A 23,443-nucleotide genomic window follows, 5' to 3' on the forward strand; every position below is an offset into this window, starting at 1 on the left:
CCGGGACTAACTAGCCCCTGCCCAGCAATTCATGCTCCATTATACATGAGGAATGACGAAAGCAAAATTTCCTGACCATTTTCTCATGATTTTTTAATTTTATGGTATGATGAAGTATAGAATGTCAAAAAACGGAGCATAAAAGATGATCTTTAATTCACTCATTAAACCTAAAAAAGAACTTACCACCTTAACCGAAGATGCTACCCTGGAAGAGGCATTGCAGGTTCTCGAAGAATCTGGCTACCGGTGTGTGCCCATTTTGGATCCTTCCCGGACCATATTCCGGGGCAACATTTACAAAATGCACATTTACCGCCACAAATCCCGGGGCGGTGATATGTCACTGCCCGTCACCGCGCTACTGAAGAATTCGACAAAATTTATCTCCATCGACACGGACTTCTACAGCGTCTTCTTTACCATTCGGGACCTCCCCTACATTACGGTCCTCGACCGGGAAAACCATTTTTACGGAATTCTCACCCATAATAGTCTCCTGAAATTATTGGCCGAGGCTTGGAACGTGAATAATGGTCGGTACGTGCTCAACGTCCACGTTTCTGATGAGCGTGGCGACCTCGCCCGGCTCACCAAAGAAATTACTCGCTTTTGTCAAATTGCCAACGTAATTTCGCTAGACCCTGACGAACAGGATGGCAAACAGGTTCTCTTCACCCTCCCTGCCGATGTCGATAAGGAAAAGGTCACCAAGATTACCAAACGGTTAACCAAAAAAGGCTTCACCGTGACCGAGGTGGAGGACCTCCACCGGCACTAAAATCACAGAGATTAGAAAGAGGCTGAGCACTTCAAAAAACTCAGCCTCTTTATTTTTAATCATTTGTGTCAATGTACTTACGGTGAAGACGGTCACCCAAGCCCGTTAAAATTTCGTAGTTGATGGTTCCTAATTGGTCGGCTAAATCAGTGGCCGTAATCTCTTCGTTCCCCGAGCGACCAAGCAGGACCGCTGCGGTGCCCACAGGCATTTCGTGAGGAAGGCGAATCATCATTTGATCCATACAAATCCGCCCCAAAATGTCACACTTTTGGCCATCGACCAGGACGTGGTAACCAGTCAAGCCACGACGGTAACCATCAGCATAACCAACGGGCAGGGTTGCCACCCATTCGTCTTCCTTGGCAGTATAAGTAGCCCCATAACTTACCGATTCACCCCGGTGTAGCTTTTTGACAAAGGTAGAATGGGTCACCAATGATGTGACCGGCTGCAGTTCAAATGTGGGCTTAATTTCGTGCCCAGATGGATTACAACCGTAGAGGGAAATCCCCATCCGCACGGTATTATTTTCAATAACCGATTGGTGCCAGAGGCCGGTCGCCGAGTTGGCCATATGGACATACCGTGGCCGGTCTTTCACAACCGCCAGAAAGGCTCGCCATTTCGTTAATTGACGTTCAAAATAGGTTTGATCTGCACTATCGGCCGTCGCAAAGTGGGTAAAAATTCCTTCAAACTCAAATTCCGGTGCGGCCAAAAATTTAATGGCGGCTGCTAAATCAGCGGGTTCTTGGAACCCAATCCGCCCCATTCCGGTGTCTAAACCCAAATGGACCTTCAACGGTTTCTTAACCCCGTTAGCTTGGGCCACTTTCTGGTAATCACGCAGCCAGGCCAGCGAACCAACCGTTAACGAAATCCCATTTTCCGCCGCAATGAGCGCATACTGAACTGGGGTAATGCCTAGCACCAGAATCGTTTCTTGTAAGCCAGCGTCCCGTAAGGTCAACCCTTCATCCAGCAGGGCCACACAAAAACCGGCCACTCCTTCTTCAGAAAGGACTTGGGCCACTTGGGTCATCCCGTTCCCGTAGGCGTCAGCCTTGACCACCCCAAAAATCTGGCTATTAGCTGGTAAAGCCGCCTTTTGGGTCCGAATATTATGCCGTAACGCCCCTAAATTTACAATCACGTCAGTGTTTCGCAACCGCGCGCTATTCATCGTCTGTCGTCTCCTTTTCTAATACAACCTCTGTCATTACTAGTGTACCAGTGTGGCTCACCGATGCCAAAGCAACGCCCTGAAACGGTGATTTAGTAATGATTGGCCGGCCAACCTGGTTATCCAAAATTTCAATATCCTGAAAGCTAACCTGTGAGCCAATCCCCGTCCCATAGGCCTTGGAGAAGGATTCTTTGAGCGACCACCGTCCACTCAAATACTCCCAATAACGCTGTCCAGCAAACTGCGCCAATTGTTCTTGTTCGTTTTGTGTCAGGACATGTTTGATAAATTGTGGCTGCTTTGAAGCCGCTTTTTTGATCCGGTCGATTTCTGTAAGGTCAATCCCGAGACCTGCCAACATCATTTTCACCCGATTTCAACTACTTTTGGCGTTTTCGAACACTAAACTTGTGATTGTTACCTTGGCGACGGTGGCCAAAGTTACCGCGGTCACCATTATGACGACGACCATGGCCCCGATAGTTATTATTATGCCGGTGACCATTACCACGTCCCCGATAATTGTTATTCCGACGACGCTTTGGTAATGGTCGTTCTGGCGTGATTTTGACTGGCACCTTGCTGGCATCATCCGTTGTCAAATCGTTCAACAGCGCTGCCACCAAATCAACCGCCTCGTGGGTCGCTAATAACTTTTCTGCCGACTCACGATACTTTTCAGTTGCGTCATCATTGATTAATTCATCAATATCATTGACGGCACTGGCCACCTGACCGCGAAAGGCCTCTTCTTCGGTTGGTGGTTTCAGTGGTAACATCCGCACCCGGGTTAACTTTTCAATTTCGTGGAGGTAATCCATTTCGTTTGGCGTCACGAAAGTAAGGGACACCCCATGGTGCCCGGCACGCCCAGTCCGGCCGATCCGGTGAACGTAGCTATCTGGATCCGATGGAATATCGTAGTTGTACACGTGCGTGACGCCCGAGATATCTAGGCCCCGGGCAGCGACATCAGTGGCAACTAAAATATCCAGTTGGCCATTTTTGAACTTTTTCATGATCTTAGAACGACGATCTTGGGTTAAATCACCATGGATGCCCGCAGCGTTGTAGCCGCGCGCCACCAATCCCCGGGAAAGCTCATCGACCCGGCGTTTGGTCCGACCAAAGACGATGGTCAAATCAGGATCCTGAACATCGATCAACCGGGTCATGATATCAAATTTTTCGTAGTCCTTAGCCCGGACGTAGTACTGATCCACCAGGTCGGTTGTCAATTCCTTGGCCTTAATCTTGACCGTCTGCGGGTCCCGCATAAACTGGACCCCAATCCGCTTGATTTCCGGTGGCATCGTTGCCGAGAAGAGTAACGTTTGACGGTCAGTCGGCGTTTCCTTAATGATTGCCTCGATGTCATCCAGGAACCCCATGTTCAACATCTCATCGGCCTCGTCCAGAACCAAGGTTTGAACGTGGTCTAACTTAACGGTTCCCCGACTAATGTGATCACGAAGCCGGCCCGGGGTCCCCACCAGGATTTGCGGATGCTTTTTTAAGGAATTAATTTGCCGACGGATGTCAGCACCCCCGTATACTACCTGGACCTTCACGTGCTTGTCATGACCTAAGCGGTATAATTCTTCCTGAGTTTGGATCGCTAATTCCCGCGTTGGCGAAATCACGATCGCCTGAATTGCTGGGTTATCAAGGTCAACGTGTTCGATAATTGGCAACCCAAAGGCAGCCGTCTTCCCGGTCCCCGTTTGGGCTTGCCCGATCACATCTTGCCCCTTCAAAACCATCGGGATGGTCTGCTCTTGAATTGGGGTGGCTTCTTCATAGCCACTTTGTTTCACGGCCCGTAATAGGCTTTTTGATAGTCCTAATTCTCCAAATTTCAATCATTTCACCTCATTTAGTATTATTGCTGAAAACACCACTACTCAATTGGCGTCGATATCTGGCCAATGGTAGTGGTGCCAAACATTATTTTGCTTTAAGTGCTTGTAAGACCTTCTCCAAGTGGATCCCATGACTCCCCTTTAAGAGGACAATGTCACCAGCTTGAATTGTCTTGTGGAGCTGTGTAATTAACTGAGTCTCTTCAACTGTTGTGAAGAGTTGTAAATCATCCGCCGGATACCCAGTGGCCAGTAATTGCTCACGGAGCGCCTTCATTTCATTTCCCACTAAAAAGACCTTTTGGAAATGGTCGTGGTCAATCGCGTCGGCAAGCCCGGCGTGAAGCTTTTGTGAAGCCTCACCCAGTTCCAACATGTCCCCTAAGACAATGATCCGCCGACCAGTTTCCGGCAATTCATTGAGCGTTTGTAACACTTCTCTCACGGCCGTGGGGTTCGAATTATAGACATCTGAGAGGATCTTTTCTCCTTGACTACCAGCGAGCCACTCCGCTCGGTTAGCCGTCACCTGCAGGTCTGCCAAACCTTTTTGAAGGTGTTCTGGGGTCACATGCAATAAATCACCAACCATCATGGCTGCCAAGGCATTATTGACGTTGTATTCACCAATCATTGGAATGGTAAATTCTTGATCCGGCCACAGGTTGACCTTGAAACGGATATCATGGTCTGATTGTTCAACACTGGTGGCGTAAATATCATTATTTAATTGCCGACCAAACGTCTTTTTGACCTGTTTCAGAGCTGCCGAGCGCTCACGAAGTAACGGTTCATCACCATTGTATACAAAGGTCCCATCTTCTCTAAGACCATGGGTGATCTCCATTTTAGCATCGGCAATCCGATCACGAGTACCGAAAAATTCAATGTGGGCCTCCCCAATCATAGTCAGCACTGCAATATCGGGCGTCACTAACTTACTGAGTTCGTCCAATTCGCCAAAATGACTCATCCCCATTTCTACAACGACCGCCTCGGTGTTCGCTTCCATGTTCAGCAGCGTCACGGGCACCCCAATTGCGTTATTGAAATTCGCGTGGGTCTTAGTCACGTTCATTTGGGTACTTAAGATTGACGCGATCATATCCTTCGTCGTGGTCTTACCATTACTACCACTGACTGCCACCACGATCGGATTGATCTTGCGAAGGTAATACTGGCCTAGTTTATGAAGGGCTTGAAGAGGATCAGCAACCACAATCCGGGGATGACCATCGTCTGCAAAATCATGGTCAGCCGCCCATAAGGTCGCACTGGCCCCGTTGTCAAAAGCCGTTTGCACAAATTCGTGACCATCACGGGCACCCGCCAACGGCACAAATAGGTTGCCGGCTTGCAATTTACGACTATCGAAGGCAACACCTGAAACTTCAATCTCCGCCCATTGCTCAACATTATTTTGGGCATCTACCGCGCGTGCGATTTCAGCGATGTTCATTTTCATGAGTAATCCTCTTCCTCTTTTATCCAGTTAATGATCGATTTTTAATTATATCACTATTCAGCTAGTCGACACAATCACCAGGCAACATAAAAACCAACCACGGGCAATTACCATCCCCTAGTTGGTTTCCACACTTTACATTTTTTCTAGACGTTCAATCCGGTTATCTAATGGCGGGTGAGTATCAAAGAGGTGACTAAACCGGTGTTTTTTCCCATTCCGTTCTGGGTCACTGATGTACAAAGCTGATGAATTCGGGTCAGGATCTTTCATGGGTGTCGCATCCTTTAATTTAGTCAAAGCCATAATTAAACCGTGGGGATTGCGCGTCAGCTCCACCGAGCCAGCATCAGCCAAGTATTCCCGGTTTCTCGACAGCGCCATCTGCGCAATTGAGGCCGCCAAAGGTGCCAAAATAATCATTAGTACCGAACCCAAGATTGCAATCACTCCAGCACCATCCCGGTCATTATCATCACGGCGGCCACCAAACCACCAAATGTGACTCACAAACCCGGTCAATGCACCAATCGCAGAGGCGAGTGCTAGCGCGATTGTCTGCAAGCGAATATCGTAGTTACGCACGTGCGACATTTCGTGGCCGATCACACCCTCTAACTCTTCCCGATTCATTACTTGTAAGAGGCCAGTAGTGGCCGCCACGGCAGCATGTTCAGGATTGTTACCGGTGGCAAAGGCATTCGGGCTCGGGTCGTCAATGATGAACACCCGTGGCATGGGAACTTGGGCCACCATTGCCATATCCTCGACCACGTGCCATAACTCTGGCGCTTCGTCAGCTGAATGAAGCTCATGAGCATTATTCATCCGCATCACCACATCGGTCGATTGGCCCACCATCACCGAAATATAAATCAAAGCTAACACCAACGCGATCACAATGCCGCCAACCGCACTCCCCGCAAATAAGTAGCCAACGGCCGCCCCCACCAAGGCCACAAGCAGCGAAAAACCCGCCATGACTACCACAGTCATCCGCTTATTTCTGGCAATTTGTTGATAAAGCATGGTCCATCACCATTACTGATCGAGATCGCTAAAGTCCACTTGGGGATTTTGCTTGGCTTTCTCAGGAACCTGCAAATAGTCCAGCTTGGTGAAGTGATGAAGTTTCGCCACTAAGTTTGCCGGGAACGTCAAAATTTTAGCATCAAATGCCGCCACAGTGGAGTTGTAAAGCTGCCGTGAGTAAGCAATCTTGTTTTCTGTATTACTCAATTCTTCCATTAACTTGCTGAACTCCGCACTGGCCTTTAAGTCAGGATAATTTTCTGCCACAGCATACAGCGAATTGAGGGCCCCAGTCAACTTGTCTGCCGCGGCCATCTTGGCCTGAGGATCATCAGCGGGGGCCTGAGCAACTTGTTGGCGCAAAGCGGTCACCTTTTCTAAAGTTTTGGCTTCGTACTTACTGTACCCCTTCACCGTGTTGACCAGGTTAGGAATCAAATCATTCCGCCGTTGCAACTGCACATCAATTTGGCTCCAAGATTCCTGGGCGTTCGTCCGCATTCGGACCAGACCGTTGTAAATGCTGATGTAAATTAAGATCAACACCACCACAATGATTAAAATAATAATAGTTGTCATTTCGAAACTCCTTTACAAAATTTTACCCTAATCATACCAGGACCACTCGGCCATGAAAAGTTAAGACTTCATTAAGGCCACTCTCCGTGGCGACTAATTTCGTATGGTATGATAAAAGAAAAGTGAGGGATGTCTATGAAAGTTTTATTTGTCTGTTTAGGTAACATCTGCCGCTCACCATTAGCGGAAGCCATGTTTCGCCAAATGGTTGCCGAACAAGGTCTCAGTGACCACATTACGATCGATTCAGCCGGGACCAGTAGTGAAGAGGAAGGTAACCACCCCTATCCAGGTATTCAACGAATTATGACCAAGTATCACCTGGCTGGCCATGACCTGGTTTCCCGACCAATCACCATGGCTGACTTTGATAACTTTGATTTGATTATTGGGATGGACGATATGAATATTCGTCACCTCAAATCGATCGCTCCGGCAGCTGATTTGCATAAGATCCATGGCATCAACGATTTAGTGCCCGGAAAAGCCGGTGAACCACTCCCAGATCCCTGGTATACCCATGAATTTCAGAAAACCTACGACGCACTCCACTTGGCCTTGCCATACTGGTTAGACTACGTGCAGGCGCAACAATAATAAAAGCGACCAGCTGGTCGCTTTTATTATTTATTCGTATAACCCTTACTCAAGCTCTTTTGCACTGACTTCGGTGCCTGCTTGAACTTCATCGATTTAACAAATTTACCCCGGATCATCAACCGCCGTGATCCCGTCTTATTACAAGTAATCAGGGTGATGATCTTTTGGGGCGTGTCGTTCACCACGTCGACCCGGGTGGCCGCAATAAATTTCCGTTCGGTAATCTGATATTCGTAAATCCGTGTCATGTCTGTCAAGTAAACCTTTTGGCCAACCTTGGCATCATAGTACAGTGGCGAAAACAAAATTCGTGAACCATGGGCCATGTTATGTCCCGCTAAGGCATAGTTTCCCTCACCCATTTTTTGGTCAGCCCGCATGGTGCCGGCAGCGAGGGCCAAGGTGTTATTATCAACACCCTTGCCAATCGGGATTGACATCTTGATGGCAGGAATGGAAATGACGCCAATCACCTTGATTGACTGTTTCCGGGCCCGCGCCTTTGCAACGGATTGTAAGTTCAGGTCCTGAACATTACTAAAATCGTAATTAGCCGACTTCTTGTTATTTTGTTTCACAGTTTGTTTGGTCACCGTCGGGTGGTAACTTCCAACTAAGTAATACTTAATTTGCTGGTTAAAAATTAAAACGACACTGACGATCAATAAAATGACCACGGCCGTCCACCGGAACCATTCCCGCTTTTTCATTGCTTTTACCTACTTTTCGTTAGTGTTATCATAATAGCATTAGTATACAACAAAACTGACTAGAAGGTGATTTTTTTGTCTGGTCAAAAACAACCAGCCTGGGTACGGAACCTCCGTGTCCTTTCCATCGGCGTCTTTTTCGCCGGCATGGGCTTTTCTGAAATCATGCCCTTTCTTTCTTTATACATTGCGACCTTGGGTCATTATACCCACCAACAACTAAACTTCTATTCTGGGGTTGTCTTTGCCGTCATGTACTGTGTTTCGGCGATCGTTTCTCCGTACTGGGGAAAGCTTGCTGACCGCAAAGGGCGGAAGCCAATGATCTTGCGGGCGGCCCTTGGGATGGCAGTCGTGATTGCTGCCATGGGGTTGGTCACCAATGTCTGGCAATTAATCGGTTTGCGGATGGCCCAGGGGGTCTTTGCCGGCTTCGTCAGTAATTCAAACGCCTTGATTGCTACTGAAACCCCCAAGAAAAAGTCTGGCCAAGCTTTGGGAACCATGGCGGCCGGCGTCACCGGTGGGAACCTCTTGGGGCCACTGCTCGGTGGGACCCTTGCGGAAATTTTTAGTTACCGGGTCACCTTCTTTATTACCGGTGGCATTCTCTTTATCATCTTCTTAGGATGTTTATTCTTCGTTCATGAAGAAGGGTTTCAACCGGTTAAAGAAAAGAAGTTTGATAAGGCTGCTGGTGTGATTCATGAATTAAAATCACCACGGATTATTTTTGGGCTCCTAATTACAACCATGATTATTCAAGCGGCTAATAATTCCATCAACCCCATTATTTCTCTCTTTATTAAGGAACTAATGCATGGCGGCAAAGGAGTCACCTTCGTCAGTGGGGTCATTGCAGCACTACCAGGTGTGGCCACGATGGTTGCCGCGCCATTGTTAGGCCGTCTTGGTGACCGGATTGGGACTCAAAAAATCTTAATTAGCGGTTTTATCGTCAGCATTCTCTGCTTCGTGCCGAGCGCCTTCGTGCAAAACCCGTGGCAATTAGGGATCTTGCGTTTCCTGATCGGCATTGCTGACGCCTCACTTTTCCCGCAAGTGCAAACCCTCTTAACGAAGAATTCCCCTAGCAAGCTAACCGGCCGCATTTTTAGCTGGAACCAGAGTTTCATGTACATTGGCAATATTATGGGGCCCCTGATTGGCGGCTTCGTCGCCGGACTGTATGATTACGGCGCCGTCTTCCTATCCACCGCTTTCTTAGTTTTAGTCAACATGCTCCTGTTCATCTTCAATGTCTACCGTCCATTGAGCAAGCCAACCGTTTAAACGCAAAAAAAGATCCTGGCATTTGCCAGGATCTTTTTTTGACGGCCAACCAATTAGTTGTTGGTAAAACCGTACTTCTTGTTGAACTTGTCGACTGCCCCATCGGCTTGAGTAAACTTTTGCTTACCAGTGTAGAATGGGTGTGAGTCAGAAGTAACTTCAACCCGAATCAATGGGTATTCGTTACCGTCTTCCCACTTAACAGTTTCTTTTGAAGTAGCAGTTGAGCCAGATAAGAACTTGTAGCCAGTTGAAGAATCTTCAAATACTACGTAGTGGTAATCTGGATGAATTCCTTGTTTCATAATTTATACGCTCCTTTGCCATGAATCATTGCCTGAAACATAGTTATTTTTACAACTACGATAGGATAACATATATTCGTGATGAACGCAAACCTATTCGTCATCTTCGATCTTAACGTCACCGTTTAACCGGTTTAACTTCCACACGATCCGGTCGTACCCGCGGAGGATGTTATCAGCCTTATGAATGACGGTCGTCCCATTTGCCATGAGGCCCGCAATCACCAAAGCTGCCCCGGCACGAATTTCTCCGGCTTCAACATCAGCCCCGTGTAATTCATCCGTATGGTCAATCGTAATGGTGCCATCATTGGCTTGGATCTTCATACCCATTTTTTGCAATTCCGGAATATGCTTGACCCGTTCCGGATAAATGGTATCAACAACCGTACTTTTCCCGGCTGCTAAGGACATCAGCGGCGTCAATGGTTGCTGTAGATCCGTGGCAAAACCAGGGTATGGCATGGTCTTGACATGAACGGGCTTCAGACTATGAACCGTTGGGACGTAGATTTTATCACTATCGATTTGGAGGTCAACGCCCATTTCCATTAATTTGCTGGTGTAAGCATCCAGGTGCTCTGGAATGACGTTTTTAAGCATCACCCCATCCCCTAAGGCGGCTGCTAAGGACAGGTACGTCCCAGTTTCAATCCGGTCCGCAATAATGGTGTGGGTATTCATGGATTGCAGGGTGTCAACTCCGGTAATCCGGACCACGTCCGTCCCAACACCCCGGATTTTAGCTCCCATGTTATTTAAAAAGGTCGCCAAATCAATAATTTCTGGTTCCCGGGCTGCGTTTTCGATAATCGTCGTCCCTTCAGCGCGGACCGCTGCTAAAATGGCATTGATTGTCGCTCCGACCGAAACCATGTCCATGAAGATTCGGGCGCCATGTAAACCATTGGGCGCGTCTAAGTGGACGGTTCCCTGGTCTTCACTGACGTTGGCACCCAATGCTTTAAAGGCCTTTAAATGTTGGTCAATCGGGCGCGGGCCAATATTGTCACCACCAGGAAAAGTCAAAGTTGCCCGGTGAAAACGGCCCAATAGTGCCCCCATGAAGTAATAAGATGCCCGTAAACTTTTAATTGCCTTACTCGGGAGTTCCGCCTCAATGATCTGAGTCGGATCAATGTCGAGTACCCCATGGGTAAACTCTGATTTAACGTTCATTGATTCCAGAATAATCATCAAGTTATGAACATCCAAGATGTCAGGGACAGTATCAAACTGGACTGGCGTATCCGCCAAGATAGCTGCTGGAATGAGTGCAACGGTACTATTTTTGGCCCCGCCGATGGTCACTTCACCAGCTATTCGGTTTCCTCCTTGAATGATCAGTTTCTTCATAGTGATCTATCCTCGCTTACAATTTTTACTTTTTTAGGTTTTTAATTCTTAATTATTATATTTAAACAGTCAATAAACATAATAATGAACTGGGCGTCAAATTACAAGTTTTTCGGCAAATAATTAAACTTTCTTCAAATTCAATTTCCCGGGAAAAGATTTCGTTGATCGCAGCAAGGCTTTCAACCACAAGCAGCCTTCAGCATTCCTGAAAAGCAGGGCGCTGGAGACTCATTTTGATAATCTCGGGTTATTTAATAGGCATTTTTGCCGCACCAAGCCAAGCATTACTTATCAGCGGCAGCGGCCTTAACGAAGGCACTGAATAGACCTTCTGGGTGATTTGGTCGTGATAGGAATTCTGGGTGGTATTGAGCGGCCACGAAGAACTTCTTCTCTGGTAATTCAACCACTTCGACCAGGTTCCGTTCAGGGTTAACACCCGAAACCACTAAGCCCGCCTTTTCCATTTCTTCACGGTAGGCGTTGTTGAATTCATAACGGTGCCGGTGCCGTTCGTGGATTAATGGCTTGTTATCATAAGCAGCAGCGGCAACCGTTCCTGGTTGTAAACGACAAGCATAGGAGCCCAACCGTTGGGTACCCCCCATGTCTTCAACGTCTGCTTGATCAGACATCAGGTCGATAATGTTGTGCTCGGTATTTGGATCAAACTCAGTTGAGTTAGCATCCTTGTAACCCAGGACATCGCGGGCAAATTCAATACATGCAGTTTGCATTCCTAAACAAATTCCCAGGTATGGCACATCATTTTCCCGCGCATACTTGATGGCAGTAATCATACCTTCCACACCCCGGTTACCAAAGCCACCAGGAACTAGGATTCCATCGTACTTACCAAGAACATCAGCAACGTTATCCGCATTAATGTGTTCAGCATTAAAGTGGTCAACTTGAACATCCGCATCAACCGGGTACCCAGCATGCCGTAACGCTTCGTTGACGGAAATGTAAGCGTCCTGAAGATCCGTGTATTTACCAACCATGGCGATCCGAACTGTCTTAGTCAGGTCATTTTCAATGTGGTTAACCATTTGGGTCCACGCACGCATATCGGCAACGGGAACGTCTAAACCAAAATGGTCAACCACTAGTTGATCCATCCCCTGCTTTTGAAGGTTCAACGGGATTTCATACAGGTTGGGTACGTCCAGTGATTCAATGACGGCCTTTGGATCAACATCACAGAAGAGGGCGATTTTCTTCCGCATTTCATCGGTAATTGGTTGTTCAGTCCGCACAACCAAAATGTTCGGTTGGATCCCTAAGCCCCGTAATTCGCGCACACTGTGTTGGGTTGGCTTCGTCTTCATTTCACCTGCTGCCCGAAGGTATGGAATCAACGTGGCGTGAATGTACAAAACATTTTCAGCCCCTGCTTCCTTCTTCATTTGCCGAATGGCTTCCATAAATGGTTGGGATTCAATGTCACCGACGGTCCCTCCAATTTCGGTAATCACAACATCGGCATCGGTACTTTCACCGGCCCGCTCGATCTTTTCTTTGATCATATTCGTAATGTGTGGAATGACTTGGACAGTCCGCCCCAGATAGTCACCGCGGCGTTCCTTACGCAGGACTTCGGAATAAATTTTCCCGGTTGTCACATTAGAATACTTATTCAAGTTATTATCAATAAACCGTTCGTAGTGTCCTAAATCCAGGTCAGTTTCTGTCCCATCATCGGTAACGAACACTTCACCATGTTGGTATGGACTCATCGTGCCGGGATCGACGTTAATATAAGGATCGAACTTTTGAATTGCAATCTTTAAGCCCCGGTTTTTCAGTAAGCGCCCTAATGAGGCCGCAATGATCCCCTTACCGAGTGACGAAACAACTCCACCAGTTACAAAAATGTACTTTGTCATTCTTTACTCTCCTTTGGCTCTATTACGTTAAAAACAAAAAAACTCCCCATTTCGTATGAAACAGGGAGCTATTGAAACGAGATGTCCCAAGCTTTCTTGGGAGCCCAAGTAAAATAATACAAAGGCTAACCCGAATAGTCAAGCGAAACTTTTATTCTTCGTCACCATCATCGTAATCATCGTCATCACTATGTAATTCTGACAGGTGATTTTCAATGTCGCTATCCGAATCATCGTCGTCAATCGGATTATCATCATCGTAATCATCACTGTCATCATAATCATCTGAATCGTCATCATCGTCGTTCAGATCATCATCTTCGGGATCATCATTGTCGTAATCGATGACATCATCATCGTCATCACTACCCGTCAAGAAGGCATTAACCTTCCGACGACGCTTCTTTGGACGATCATCACTATCATCGTCATCTGATTCACCAACAGTGGCTTCATCAATTGAATCGTATGGGTACCATGCACGCAAGCCCCAAGTATTATCACCAAGGGAGATAAAACTGCCGTCGACGTTTAAGTCAGTGTAGAATTGGGAAAGCCGTTCCCGAATTTCCTCATCACTCTTGCCAAGGTACTGTTGAATTTCGTTTGTAAGATCCGCAAACGCCATCGCTTCACCATGGTAAGCTAAAATTGCGTGTGCGACTTCGATCATTGAAAGTTCTGATTTATCTTGGCCATCGAAAACCTTTAAATCCAAATTGGTGCACATCCCTTCAAAAAGTCTAATCTATATATTACAATATTACGCTTGAAATTGCAATTGAATCCGGTATGTTCCTAGAACTTGACCGGCGTTTTTTAACTGGTATTTGGTGGTTAACCGGCCCCATCGTTCTTCAAAGTTGATCTCCTTGGTCAATTCGAACGTGGTGACTGCCAAATGAATCACCCCGTATTCGGTTTGATAACGCGTAATCGTTTCCTGATCCTCCTGAAATTGGAGTCGGGTCTCTTTCGGACCGCGGCGATCTAACTGCACCCCTTTACCATCAAGGCGAAATTGGACCGGGGTTTCCTGACCGGCCTGGTGCTCCAGGTAGCGTAAGTAGGTTTGCCCACCACCAAGGCGAATCAACCGTCCTGGTTCATGGAACGCAAATTTTTCAGTGTCACCATTCATCTGAATCTCTGTCTTTAAATCAACAGTTACTGGGTACTCTTCCTTGATTGTTCTTCACCTAACTTCATTTTTGACCATTATAAGCTAGATTGGGAATCTGCGCCAGCAATGCGGAAATTGAGATAATTTTGTATAATAATAAGAAAAGTTCAGGTTAGGAAGCGAACTATGAGTTTTCAAGATGAAGAATTAAGCAAAGAAAAGGTCTTCCGTGATCCCATTCACGGTCACGTCATCGTTGACAATCAAATTATTTTAGATCTGATCAACACCCCTGAGTTTCAACGACTCCGTCGAATCAAGCAGCTGGGCACCACCTCACTTACTTTTCATGGCGCCGAACACTCCCGCTTTGGTCATTGCTTAGGTGTGTACGAAATTGCCCGACGCATGTGTAATCACTTTGAACGAAACTATCCCAGCAATCACCCCGGGGATGGTTTGTGGAACGACCAAGAACGCCCCGTTGCCCTGACTGCGGCCCTCCTCCACGACCTGGGACACGGGCCATACTCGCACACATTTGAACACATTTTCAACACCGACCACGAAGCAATTACTAAGCAAATCATTACCAGTCCGGAAACCAACGTTAACCGAATTCTCCGCCGGGTCAGTCCAACTTTCCCGCAAGAGGTGGCTAGTGTCATTGACCACACCTATCCCAACCAGCAAGTTGTGCAAATGATTTCCAGTCAGGTGGACGCCGACCGGATGGACTACCTGCAGCGTGACGCCTACTATACTGGCACCAATTATGGTAAATACGACCTTGACCGGGTTCTTCGGGTCATGCGCCCCGTTAAAAACGGGATTGCCTTTGAAATTTCCGGAATGCATGCCGTTGAAGATTACATCATTAGTCGTTTGCAAATGTACTTACAAATCTACTTTCACCCGGTTTCCCGGTCGATGGAAGTGATTTTGGACCACCTCTTAATGCGGGCTAAGTACCTGTACCAACACCCGAGTGACTACTCCCCCGTCTTTACACCACACATGCTAATGCCCTTCTTTAATGGTCATTACTCCCTGAGTGATTACCTCTCACTAGACGACGGTGTCTTGACGACCTACTTCCTCCACTGGCGCGACTCTGGTGACGACATCCTGAGTGACCTTGCCAACCGCTTCCTAAACCGGCGCCCTTTTAAATCGGTCCTGTATGATTCATCAACGGCAGCATTACTGCCAAAGCTCCGTGACCTAATCTCCACAGCCGGATACAATGACCAGTACTATACCGCCACCAATTCTAGTTACAAGCTTCCTTACGATACCTATAACCCCCAGGATTCTAAGCCCCAAAGTCAAATTGAACTCATCCAGCCCAACGGCGAATTGGTTGAACTTTCCCAAGTCAGCACCTTAGTCCAAAGTATTTCGGGACGCGAAGCCGGCGATGAACGGTTCTTCTTCCCAAAGGAAATGCTGGTCCAACACGATAACATCGAGATCTTCCAACCGATTTACGATGAATTTCAGCAATACATTCAAAATAATCAAATTATTGTTCCAAAGTAAAAGGCTAGGCGTTTTTAGCGCCTAGCCTTTGATTGTCATTGTTAGTTTACTTTCGTAGCCGTCCCCGTCGAGGAATTGTATTCGTAAATACCAACCATGTTGGCAACGGAGTTATCGGAGTTATCTTGACGAACTTCGAAACGGTAAACGTTCCCGTTCTTGGAAACTGGGATGATACCGTAACCCTTCTTGTTGAAGCCCATCTTGTTGGCGAAGTCCGTAATCACACTTTCTTCAGTTTGTTCTGCAGCACTCGCATTGGCTGCTGATTGTGAAGATTGACTTGATTGACTCGTAGCCTTGCTTTGACTGTTAGAAGACTTCTTTGTGGAACTGGTTTCAATTTCACCATTAATGGCTTTTGAAATCTTCACCCGCAATGCCTTATAGGCCTTAGCCATTGGCTTGCTACTGGACTTCATTCCAGGCAATTCAGCCTCTGCTTCTTGGTAGTTCCCCTTGTTGTAATCTGAACGGGCATCCAAGTAGCTCTCCAAGTCGTCTTCAAGGTTTTCAACCTTTTTATTTTCGTGTTCAACATCATCCAAAAGGTTGTAAGCCTTTTGATACTTACCTTGTGTAATCAGATCGTTAGCTTGATCATAAGCTTTGTCAGCAGCACTCTTCGTGACCTTGGTTGATTTTACCGAACTGTCACTGGAACTGGCGCTTTTCTTATTGCCACAACCAGCAAGTCCAAGCACCAAGGCGAAGCCCGCAACAGGTAGTGCAACCTTTGATACCAAGCCCTTTTTCATTATTACTAATCCTCCTTAGTATGATTATGGAATATTATAACATTTTTGCTCCATAACCAAAAATCGTTTGCTAAGACAAATAGGAACCTTAACAAACGATTTCTTGTTATTCTTGATTAACCCGATCAAAAACGCTCTTAAAAAGTGGGCTAACTGGTCGATTTTCATTGATCCGCTTGATCGCATCCGCAATCAATGGTGCCACAGAAACTTGCTTGATCTTCGCAATTTGCTTTTCCTTTGGCAATTGAATCGAGTCGGTCACCACCACTTCCTTGATTGGTGAATCTTGGAGACGCTGGATTGCTGGGCCAGAAAGGACCGCGTGCGTACATGAAGCGTAGACTTCAGTGGCACCTGCATCCATGAGGGCCTTAGAACCCAAGGTAATCGTGCCGGCAGTATCAATCATATCGTCGATCATGATACACTTCTTGCCCTTCACGTCCCCAATAATGTGCATGATCTTGGCAACATTGGCCTTTGGCCGCCGTTTATCAATAATCGCAATTGGGGCCTTCAAAAATTCAGCCAGGGCCCGGGCACGAACCACGCCACCGTGGTCAGGAGAGATAACAACCGCATCCTTGGCAACACCTTGCTTGATAAAGTAATCCGCCAATAATGGAGCACCCATCAAGTGGTCGACTGGAATATCAAAGAATCCTTGGATTTGGGCCGCGTGGAGATCGAGCGCGATCACCCGGTCAACACCGGAATTTTGCAACATGTTGGCAACCAACTTCGCAGTAATTGGTTCCCGCGAACGGGCCTTCCGGTCTTGCCGTGCATAACCGTAGTATGGAATCACAACGTTGATCGTCTTGGCACTTGCCCGCCGCAAGGCATCGATCATAATCAATAATTCCATCAAATTATCGTTAACTGGTGCAGACGTGGATTGAATAATGTAGACATTATCTCCCCGGATACTTTCTTCAATGTTAATTTGAATTTCGCCGTCGCTAAAGCGGTCAACAGATAATTTACCTAATTCGACACCGACTTCATCAGCGATCTTTTCTGCTAATGGCCGGTTCGAACTCAAGGAAAAAATCTTTAGGTTCGGGTCAAAGTATTTCTGTTTCATGTGGTCCTCCAAAATAAAATCCCTTTTCATCTATAATCTTATTAACTGGTTGGGGAAAAAGCAACTACCAAGGGAGCTTTTTTGCATAATCCGGCTTATTTGTTTGCCGGGAGCGGGCAATGGCCATATCAAACTGCTTTGTATCATCGGTAATGGTCGAACCGGCAGCGATGAATGAATCTGCCGCAATGTTGACCGGTGCGACAAGGTTGCTATTGCTGCCAATAAAGGCGTGGTCACCAACGTTCGTGTGGTGCTTTTGGGCACCATCGTAGTTGACGAAGACGACCCCACAACCAACATTGATGTTCTTACCCAGGGTGGCGTCACCAACGTAGGTGAGGTGACCAACCTTCGTTCCTTCGCCGATGTAGGCCTTCTTGACCTCGCAGAAGTTCCCGATATGAACGTTCTTGCCAATTTCTGCTTGGGGACGAAGGTGGCTGTTCGGACCAATGTCTGAACCATCGTGCATTTCGGCGTTTTCCAGTGTTGAAGAAATGATCTTGACCCCATCATGGATCTTGGAATCCGTAATCCGTGATCCCGCGCCGATCAAGCAGTCACTACCAATTTGGGTTTGTCCCTTGATGACCACGTTGCCTTCGATCACCGTATCACGCCCGATCTTGACTCCCGCGTCAATGTAGGTCGATTCAGGGTCCACCATTGTAACCCCATTCATCATTAATTCTTCGTTAATTCGCCGCCGCATGATCTTATTAGCTTGGGCTAAAGCCACGCGGTTGTTAACCCCCATGGATTCATCAAAGTCAGCCATCTTATAGGCGGTCACGACTTCACCCTGTTGCTTCAAAATAGCGATCACGTCGGTCAAGTAGTATTCACCTTGGGCATTGTCATTGTTAATCTGCTTTAACGCGGCAAACAACTTTTTGTTATCAAAGCAGTACACCCCAGTGTTAATTTCGTGAATTTCTTGTTCTTGCGGCGTGGCATCCTTTTGTTCAACGATGCGTTCAACAATGCCCACATCATTCCGGACAATCCGTCCATAGCCAGTTGGGTCCGGAGCAACTGATGTCAAAATAGTGACCGCTGCTTGCCGTTGCTTGTGGTATTCAAACAGTTTTTCAAAGGTGCTTGCCCGAAAAAGTGGGGTGTCACCACTGACCACCAGTGTTTCTCCGTCAATGTCACCCAAAACGTCTTCTGTTTGCATTACGGCATGACCGGTCCCTAATTGCTGCTTTTGTAAAGCAAACTTCGTCCGGTCACCCACCGCATTTTCGACGCTTTGGGCACCGTAACCAACCACCGTCACAATGTTGTCAATATGGGCCGCTTCCAGTTGGCTCAAAACATGTTCAACCATGGTCTTACCACAGACTTCATGCAAGACCTTGTACAATTTGGACTTCATCCGGGTACCCTTACCAGCTGCCAGGATAATCGCATTCTTTTGTCCCATCAGTAATTTACTCCTTACTATCAAATACTTGTTCTAAATAATTACCAGCTTGAACGTGGAAGTGTTTATTAACGCCGTCACGTGCATCCACCTTAATCAGTGAGGTGCAGTCTTGCACTAACCGTTCGCCATCGAATTCACCTTCCGCAAACGCGGTCATCCCAACGAGGTGGGCGCCAAATTCTTGAATCAGGGACTTCATCCCATTCATTGTGCCCCCACCCTTCAAGAAGTCATCAACAACCACCACATTGGCGCCTTCCTTCATCGTGCGCCGGGACAATTCCATTTTCTTAATCCGCTGGGAAGAACCGGACACGTAGTTAACACTGACGGTCGAGCCCTCAGTAATGTGGGAAGAATTCCGAACAATCACAAAGGGCCGGTTCAGGTACATTGCCACGCTCTGGGCAATGGGAATCCCCTTCGTTTCAACCGTCATAATGACGTCCACGTCTTGATCTACATATTGGGTGGCAATCAATCGCCCAACCTCGCGTAGAATGTCTGGCCGGCCCAGTAAATCTGATAAGTAGACATAGCCACCTGGTAAGAGACGGTCCTCATCATCGACAGCTTCCACCAATTTATCAATAACCGCTCGGGCATTGTCGGCCGAATAAAGCGGCGTTAAACGGGCCCCACCACTGGCACCGGGGAGGGTCTCTAAACGCCCAACTCCCCACCGTTCCACGGTGTTGCGAATAATACTCAAGTCCTCGCTAATCGAAGACTTGGCAGAGTCGTAACGATGACCAAAAAACTTCAATGAAACTAATTCACGCGGGTGATCCAATAAGTAGCGGGTCATGTCCACTAACCGGTTACTTCTTCTAACTTTCATTGTCTAACCTCTTCAAATCTCATTCGTTGCTACGCTAAACTACATTTTGTATCTTTTCAAATCATACCATAATTGTTCGTCTTTAAGCGAACTTTTGCGGAATTTTTCCGAAAAAAAGCGGGCCATATTCGGCTCGCTTTTTAATTATCAACATTTAAGTGGTTAATTGTTAGCCCAGCGGTGGTAAACAAGGGCAGACAAGTAAATAACGACCTCGATAGTCGAGGTAAAGAAGCTGACCGGCCAACTGGTGACATAGCCCAGATAGAGTCCTAGCCAGATCCCAAGCAGCGCAAACAAAATTGCTAAACCAATCATCTTCGCCGTTCCGGTCGTGTAATATTTTGCGCTGGCCGCCGGGAGGGTCAGGAGAACAAAGATCAAAAGTGTCCCCACCATTTGGACCGCGACACTAACACTCAAAGCCAATAAGAGCAGAAAAACGATGGAGATGAAGGTTTCGTTGAGACCATTGGCGGCCGCCCCGTCAGGATCGAATGAAGAAAATTTCAACTGTCGGTAGATCAAAAACACCACCGCCAAAACAATCAGCGATAACCAGACCAATTGGACCACTTCATGACGACTAATGCCAACCACGCTCCCGAATAAGATGCTCGTGGCTGAACTAGCCGTTTTGCTTGACAGGTATAAGAACAAAATTCCTAATCCAATAAAAAATGCCGAGACAGCGGTGATCACGGACTCACGACGAGCCTCATCAATACTGAGTTGGCCAACCATGACGGAGCTCAACATTGTAAACAAAAGCATGCCATTTAATGCTGGCCACCCCATAAAGAGGGCAAACGAGGCCCCAGCAAAGCCAATTTCAGAGAGGGTGTGAGTCATAAATGGCATATTGCGGGCAACCACAAAGACGCCAATCACACCGCTCACCACGGCAATAAACGTGCCAGCTACGAATGCATACCGCATAAAACTCAAACTAAACATGTTGGTCCTCCTCAATTGTTGGTAATTCATTGATGGGGCCCTCGCGATACTCAGCATTAGGTAATAATTGCAAATAACGAGTGCCATACCGTTTAGCCAGGTCCCAATCATGCGTAATGAAGAGAACACTGAGGTGATTTTGCTGAAACTTCGCCACCAAGTCTAACAATTCGTATTTCATCTCGTTATCGAGGCTGGCCGTTGATTCATCCAAAATCAACAGGCGAGGATCGTCAACGAGGGCCTGGGCCAGGTAAGCCCGCTGCTTTTCACCACCGGAAGCCAACCCTAATGAACGATCCTCAATTGCCGTCAAATCCGTCTTGCGAATAATCCGGTCAAGGCGCCCTTGTTCTTTGTGACTCAACCATGGTAAGCGGGACTTAGAGAGATTTAAAGCGGCAAAATCACGGATTGATAATGGATAGTTTGTTGGTAAGTTACGAAATTGGGGAACGTAGCCAATTTTCAAGCTTTTGGCCATCTCAATGTCCCCTTGTTTAGGTTTTAGTTGACCCAACAGCGCACGAACAATGGTGGTTTTCCCGGCACCATTTTCCCCCACCATCACAAGAAAATCGCCCTCGTTGATCGCAAAGCTCAGGTCTTTGACCACGGGCTGGTCCCCGTAAGCTAAAGTAATATTATTGACTGAGATTACTGCCATTGTTGGCCTCCCGTTTCTGAATTTTAATAAGTTGTTGATATTGGTCCATCATCCATTGGACATAGGTCTGCCCAGCTGGTTTGGTTTCGGTAACGTTCAAGACTGGAACATCGTACTTTTTGCACAACTTCAGCATATTTTTGATGGTGGTACTGCTCTCCTGACGATTATTAACGAAGAAGGCCACCCGGCGTTGACGAATTGCCGTCTGCATCATTGCAATATCATGTGGTGACGGGTCATTATCATCTTCAATCGCCTTGGCGAAATGCCGGTTCATAATTCGGTACCCTAAATTCTCTAAGGCGTAATCAAAGACCGGTTCACTAACCAGAACCTGATTATGTCCAGACTGGACACCGCGTTTGGCTTGTTCAATTAACTGATTCAATGGTTGCAAACTTTGCCGATATTTTTGGGCCTGGGTCGCATAATACTTGCGGTGAGCTGGATCAATCCGCGAGTACTGACGGGCCAAGGTCGTCGCCAGTTTGCTCATCGTCTGTGGTTGATACCAAACGTGTTCGTTGGCCCCACTTCGTTTGTGGGCGACCGTCTTGCCAACATTCACCACCGCCAAATCTTGGTTATTTGCCCCCACCATTTGGTTCAGCCAACTGTCGTAACCCAAGCCATTTTCAATAACCACGTTCGCCTCACTTAACTGTTGGGCCTGCTTAGTTGATGGTTGAAAGTCATGGGTATCCACCGCTGAATTATTAATGAAGGATGTTGTTTGTCCATACTTACCAGCGACACTTTCCGCCACCTCACCATAGAAATTAAGACTGGTAACCACACGAATGGGTTTGGCCTGCCGTTGGCGGTTTGGTTGCCAACCGGTAATCATTAAAATGAGGGTGACTACCAAAAAGCCCACCAAGGTCCCTAATCCCCACCACTTTTTGTGCATCTGCAATCCTCCTTTAATAAATAGTAATCATTACTATTTAACTCACAAATGATATCTTAACGGAGATTAACCCCAGAAGCAACCAAAAAATCCCCCCGGACATAAAAAAACGGCGCACCATTGTTGAAGATTCAACAAGACGCTGCCGGAGAAGTGGCTAAAATTATAACAACATTACTAGATAAACTTCGGAACAAAAGCCCCGCATACTATTGTAAATCCGTTTGGCCCGTGATTCACTATGACAAATGCCAAAAACGGTTGGCCCCGTGCCACTCATGTGGGCCATGTCCGCCCCTAATTTAATCATGCCATCTTTAAGCTTGCGAATTTTCGGATATTCACGCATGGTGACTGGTTCAAGGACATTGCCCATTTTGGCAAAGGCCGCTTGCCAATTTTCCTCTTGAATGGCCGCCAACAAACCAGTGTTGTCCAGGTGCTGGATCCGTTCATAATTAATCTGACGCAAAATCGTCGGTGTCGACACACTGACGCTGGGTTTAGCAATCACCGCCCAGTAATGAGGACATTGTGGGAGGAGGGTGATTTGTTCACCGTGCCCTGTAACGTGAGCGGTATGGCTATAGATGCAGTATGGGACGTCTGAATCAATCGTGAGAGACAGGCGAGCAAGTTCATCGTCAGATAACCCTAGCTCCCAGCCCCGGTTCAGTCCCCGTAGCACGGCCGCTGCGTCTGATGACCCACCCCCGAGGCCCGCGGCAACGGGAATGTTTTTCTTAATCCGCACCGTCACCCCTTCCGACCGGTGGAAGCGAGTTTTCAGAATATGGGCCGCCTGATAGGCCAGGTTCCGCTGGTCATTCGGCAGGAAGCCACTGTCCGTATAGATTTTGATGGTTTGGGGACGAGTGTGGATATCAATCGTCAGGTAATCGGCTAAATCAACCGAGTTCATGACCATATTCCACTGTGGTGACCCATCGAGATACCGCATCGGCGTATCTAACGACAGGTTGATCTTGGCCGGTGCCTTTTCAGTGACAATCATGGACTCATCCTCCTCATTAAATATTTTGTTATTATAGT

24 protein-coding genes are annotated in these 23,443 nt (G+C 47.1%); 4 read left to right on the forward strand and 20 right to left on the reverse strand.

What is annotated here, in order from left to right; all coding sequences use genetic code 11:
• Nucleotides 1–145 precede the first annotated feature (145 nt).
• A complete protein-coding gene (gene cbpA / locus NFR43_RS07740) occupies nt 146–781 on the forward strand; it encodes a cyclic di-AMP binding protein CbpA (RefSeq protein ID WP_251548085.1) in 636 nt (211 codons plus the stop codon).
• Nucleotides 782–836: 55 nt separating this feature from the next.
• On the opposite strand, the gene alr is transcribed toward cbpA, so the two are convergent.
• From alr to NFR43_RS07770, 6 genes are all read right to left on the reverse strand, one after another.
• Nucleotides 837–1,967, reverse strand: coding sequence for an alanine racemase (alr, locus tag NFR43_RS07745; RefSeq protein ID WP_251548087.1), 1,131 nt, complete (start codon nt 1,965–1,967; stop codon nt 837–839).
• Nucleotides 1,960–2,331, reverse strand: coding sequence for a holo-ACP synthase (acpS, locus tag NFR43_RS07750; protein ID WP_251548196.1), 372 nt, complete (start codon nt 2,329–2,331; stop codon nt 1,960–1,962). The genes alr and acpS overlap by 8 nt, the downstream gene beginning before the upstream one ends.
• Before the next feature lie 19 nt (nt 2,332–2,350).
• Nucleotides 2,351–3,832 (reverse strand): DEAD/DEAH box helicase, encoded by a 1,482-nt coding sequence (locus tag NFR43_RS07755; protein WP_251548089.1) that lies wholly within the window; start codon nt 3,830–3,832, stop codon nt 2,351–2,353.
• 85 nt (nt 3,833–3,917) lie between these two features.
• Nucleotides 3,918–5,297, reverse strand: coding sequence for a UDP-N-acetylmuramoyl-tripeptide--D-alanyl-D-alanine ligase (locus NFR43_RS07760; RefSeq protein WP_251548091.1), 1,380 nt, complete (start codon nt 5,295–5,297; stop codon nt 3,918–3,920).
• Nucleotides 5,298–5,432: 135 nt separating this feature from the next.
• A complete protein-coding gene (gene htpX, locus NFR43_RS07765) occupies nt 5,433–6,326 on the reverse strand; it encodes a zinc metalloprotease HtpX (protein ID WP_251548092.1) in 894 nt (297 codons plus the stop codon).
• Nucleotides 6,327–6,338: 12 nt separating this feature from the next.
• Nucleotides 6,339–6,908, reverse strand: coding sequence for a LemA family protein (locus NFR43_RS07770; protein WP_251548094.1), 570 nt, complete (start codon nt 6,906–6,908; stop codon nt 6,339–6,341).
• A 135-nt stretch (nt 6,909–7,043) separates the two neighbouring features.
• Between NFR43_RS07770 and NFR43_RS07775 the strand changes: the two genes are divergently transcribed.
• Entirely contained in the window at nt 7,044–7,505 is a 462-nt protein-coding gene (locus tag NFR43_RS07775) for a low molecular weight protein-tyrosine-phosphatase (protein WP_251548096.1), read from the forward strand.
• 26 nt (nt 7,506–7,531) lie between these two features.
• On the opposite strand, the gene NFR43_RS07780 is transcribed toward NFR43_RS07775, so the two are convergent.
• Nucleotides 7,532–8,218, reverse strand: coding sequence for a class A sortase (locus tag NFR43_RS07780; RefSeq protein ID WP_251548098.1), 687 nt, complete (start codon nt 8,216–8,218; stop codon nt 7,532–7,534).
• A 75-nt stretch (nt 8,219–8,293) separates the two neighbouring features.
• Here NFR43_RS07780 and NFR43_RS07785 point away from each other — a divergent pair, with 75 nt between their 5' ends.
• Nucleotides 8,294–9,511 (forward strand): multidrug efflux MFS transporter, encoded by a 1,218-nt coding sequence (locus NFR43_RS07785; RefSeq protein WP_275087112.1) that lies wholly within the window; start codon nt 8,294–8,296, stop codon nt 9,509–9,511.
• A gap of 53 nt (nt 9,512–9,564) precedes the next feature.
• Here the strand turns inward: NFR43_RS07785 and NFR43_RS07790 are convergent, their stop codons facing one another.
• From NFR43_RS07790 to NFR43_RS07810, 5 genes are all read right to left on the reverse strand, one after another.
• Nucleotides 9,565–9,816: a type B 50S ribosomal protein L31 gene (locus tag NFR43_RS07790; protein ID WP_251548100.1), complete on the reverse strand. Its 252-nt coding sequence runs from the start codon at nt 9,814–9,816 to the stop codon at nt 9,565–9,567.
• A 93-nt stretch (nt 9,817–9,909) separates the two neighbouring features.
• Complete coding sequence (locus tag NFR43_RS07795) at nt 9,910–11,172, reverse strand: UDP-N-acetylglucosamine 1-carboxyvinyltransferase (RefSeq protein WP_251548102.1); 1,263 nt, start codon at nt 11,170–11,172, stop codon at nt 9,910–9,912.
• 287 nt (nt 11,173–11,459) lie between these two features.
• Nucleotides 11,460–13,064 carry a CTP synthase gene (locus NFR43_RS07800; RefSeq protein ID WP_251548104.1) on the reverse strand — a complete coding sequence of 535 codons (1,605 nt, stop codon included), beginning with the start codon at nt 13,062–13,064 and terminating at the stop codon, nt 11,460–11,462.
• 151 nt (nt 13,065–13,215) lie between these two features.
• Nucleotides 13,216–13,782: a DNA-directed RNA polymerase subunit delta gene (gene rpoE / locus NFR43_RS07805; protein ID WP_251548106.1), complete on the reverse strand. Its 567-nt coding sequence runs from the start codon at nt 13,780–13,782 to the stop codon at nt 13,216–13,218.
• A gap of 45 nt (nt 13,783–13,827) precedes the next feature.
• Nucleotides 13,828–14,253, reverse strand: a complete 426-nt coding sequence (locus NFR43_RS07810; protein WP_275087113.1) for a DUF1934 domain-containing protein — start codon at nt 14,251–14,253, stop codon at nt 13,828–13,830.
• 120 nt (nt 14,254–14,373) lie between these two features.
• On the opposite strand from NFR43_RS07810, the gene NFR43_RS07815 reads away from it, so the two are divergent.
• A complete protein-coding gene (locus tag NFR43_RS07815; protein WP_251548110.1) occupies nt 14,374–15,729 on the forward strand; it encodes an HD domain-containing protein in 1,356 nt (451 codons plus the stop codon).
• Nucleotides 15,730–15,770: 41 nt separating this feature from the next.
• On the opposite strand, the gene NFR43_RS07820 is transcribed toward NFR43_RS07815, so the two are convergent.
• The 8 genes from NFR43_RS07820 to ispE all read right to left on the reverse strand — a co-directional run bounded on the left by NFR43_RS07820 (nt 15,771) and on the right by ispE (nt 23,405).
• Nucleotides 15,771–16,487: a hypothetical protein gene (locus NFR43_RS07820; protein WP_251548112.1), complete on the reverse strand. Its 717-nt coding sequence runs from the start codon at nt 16,485–16,487 to the stop codon at nt 15,771–15,773.
• A 106-nt stretch (nt 16,488–16,593) separates the two neighbouring features.
• A complete protein-coding gene (locus NFR43_RS07825) occupies nt 16,594–17,577 on the reverse strand; it encodes a ribose-phosphate diphosphokinase (RefSeq protein WP_251548114.1) in 984 nt (327 codons plus the stop codon).
• Nucleotides 17,578–17,641: 64 nt separating this feature from the next.
• Nucleotides 17,642–19,009, reverse strand: a complete 1,368-nt coding sequence (gene glmU / locus NFR43_RS07830; protein ID WP_251548115.1) for a bifunctional UDP-N-acetylglucosamine diphosphorylase/glucosamine-1-phosphate N-acetyltransferase GlmU — start codon at nt 19,007–19,009, stop codon at nt 17,642–17,644.
• Nucleotides 19,010–19,016: 7 nt separating this feature from the next.
• Nucleotides 19,017–19,853, reverse strand: a complete 837-nt coding sequence (gene purR / locus NFR43_RS07835; RefSeq protein ID WP_251548118.1) for a pur operon repressor — start codon at nt 19,851–19,853, stop codon at nt 19,017–19,019.
• Nucleotides 19,854–20,015: 162 nt separating this feature from the next.
• Nucleotides 20,016–20,810, reverse strand: coding sequence for a metal ABC transporter permease (locus NFR43_RS07840; RefSeq protein ID WP_251548120.1), 795 nt, complete (start codon nt 20,808–20,810; stop codon nt 20,016–20,018).
• Entirely contained in the window at nt 20,803–21,477 is a 675-nt protein-coding gene (locus tag NFR43_RS07845) for an ATP-binding cassette domain-containing protein (RefSeq protein WP_251548122.1), read from the reverse strand. The genes NFR43_RS07840 and NFR43_RS07845 overlap by 8 nt, the downstream gene beginning before the upstream one ends.
• Entirely contained in the window at nt 21,455–22,390 is a 936-nt protein-coding gene (locus NFR43_RS07850; RefSeq protein WP_251548124.1) for a metal ABC transporter solute-binding protein, Zn/Mn family, read from the reverse strand. Before NFR43_RS07850 ends, NFR43_RS07845 begins: the two co-directional genes overlap by 23 nt.
• Before the next feature lie 163 nt (nt 22,391–22,553).
• Entirely contained in the window at nt 22,554–23,405 is an 852-nt protein-coding gene (gene ispE, locus NFR43_RS07855; RefSeq protein ID WP_251548126.1) for a 4-(cytidine 5'-diphospho)-2-C-methyl-D-erythritol kinase, read from the reverse strand.
• Nucleotides 23,406–23,443: the final 38 nt, after the last annotated feature.

It is taken from the genome of Limosilactobacillus caecicola, from assembly GCF_943192935.1.
Lineage (GTDB): Bacteria > Bacillota > Bacilli > Lactobacillales > Lactobacillaceae > Limosilactobacillus > Limosilactobacillus caecicola.